Genomic DNA, 1,719 nt, shown 5'->3' on the forward strand with positions numbered 1-1,719 from the left:
CAACCCCAACTGTTTGGGTGTTGTATAGTCAAGCCTCACGAGCAATTAGTATTGGTCAGCTTCACATATCGCTATGCTTCCACATCCAACCTATCAACGTCGTAGTCTTCAACGGCTCTTTAGGAGGCATAAAGCCTCGGGGAAATCTTATCTTGAGGTAGGCTTCCCGCTTAGATGCTTTCAGCGGTTATCCCTTCCGAACATAGCTACCCGGCGATGCGACTGGCGTCACAACCGGTACACCAGAGGTTCGTCCACTCTGGTCCTCTCGTACTAGGAGCAGATCCTCTCAAATTTCCAGCGCCCACGGTAGATAGGGACCGAACTGTCTCACGACGTTCTAAACCCAGCTCGCGTACCTCTTTAAATGGCGAACAGCCATACCCTTGGGACCTGCTTCAGCCCCAGGATGAGATGAGCCGACATCGAGGTGCCAAACACCGCCGTCGATATGAACTCTTGGGCGGTATCAGCCTGTTATCCCCAGAGTACCTTTTATCCGTTGAGCGATGGCCCTTCCATACAGAACCACCGGATCACTAAGACCTACTTTCGTACCTGCTCGACTTGTGGGTCTCGCAGTTAAGCGCGCTTTTGCCTTTATACTCTACGCGTGATTTCCGACCACGCTGAGCGCACCTTCGTACTCCTCCGTTACTCTTTAGGAGGAGACCGCCCCAGTCAAACTACCCACCAGACATGGTCCTCGTCCCGGATAACGGGACAGAGTTAGAACCTCAACATTACCAGGGTGGTATTTCAAGGACGGCTCCACTCGGACTAGCGTCCAAGTTTCAAAGCCTCCCACCTATCCTACACAAGTAAGGTCAAAGTTCAATGTCAAGCTGCAGTAAAGGTTCACGGGGTCTTTCCGTCTAGCCGCGGGTACACCGCATCTTCACGGCGAATTCGATTTCACTGAGCCTCTGCTGGAGACAGCGCCGCCATCATTATGCCATTCGTGCAGGTCGGAACTTACCCGACAAGGAATTTCGCTACCTTAGGACCGTTATAGTTACGGCCGCCGTTTACTGGGGCTTCGATCAAGAGCTTCGCTTACGCTAACCCCATCAATTAACCTTCCAGCACCGGGCAGGCATCACACCCTATACGTCCACTTTCGTGTTTGCAGAGTGCTATGTTTTTAATAAACAGTTGCAGCGGCCTGGTTTCTGAGGCTGTCGACAGCTCAAGGAGCGAGTCCTATCACCATCAACAGCGTACCTTCTCCCGAAGTTACGGTACCATTTTGCCTAGTTCCTTCAGCAGAGTTCTCTCAAGCGCTTTGGTCTACTCGACCTGACCACCTGTGTCGGTTTCGGGTACGATTCCAGTGTAACTGAAGCTTAGAGACTTTTCCTGGAAGCAGGGTATCAGCCACTTCACTGTACAAGTACAGCTTGCTATCAGATCTCAGCATAGAGCACCCCGGATTTGCCTAAGATGCATGCCTACTTCCTTTCACCTGGACTACCAACGCCAGGCTGACTTAACCTTCTCCGTCCTCTCATCGCATTACACTGAAGTATTGGAATATTAACCAATTTCCCATCGACTACGCCTCTCGGCCTCGCCTTAGGGGTCGACTCACCCAGCCCCGATTAACGTTGGACTGGAACCCTTGGTCTTTCAGCGAACGGGTTTTTCACCCGTTTTGTCGTTACTCACGTCAGCATTCGCACTTCTGATACCTCCAGCAGACTTCTCAATCCACCTTCT

1 rRNA gene is annotated in these 1,719 nt (G+C 51.7%); it reads right to left on the minus strand.

The features are described from left to right. Nucleotides 1-24: 24 nt before the first annotated feature. Nucleotides 25-1,719: ribosomal RNA gene (locus FTV52_RS14325) — 23S ribosomal RNA — on the minus strand; the annotation flags it as partial.

Origin of the sequence: Acinetobacter sp. YH1901141, from assembly GCF_013416935.1 — a bacterium.
Taxonomy (GTDB): domain Bacteria; phylum Pseudomonadota; class Gammaproteobacteria; order Pseudomonadales; family Moraxellaceae; genus Acinetobacter; species Acinetobacter towneri.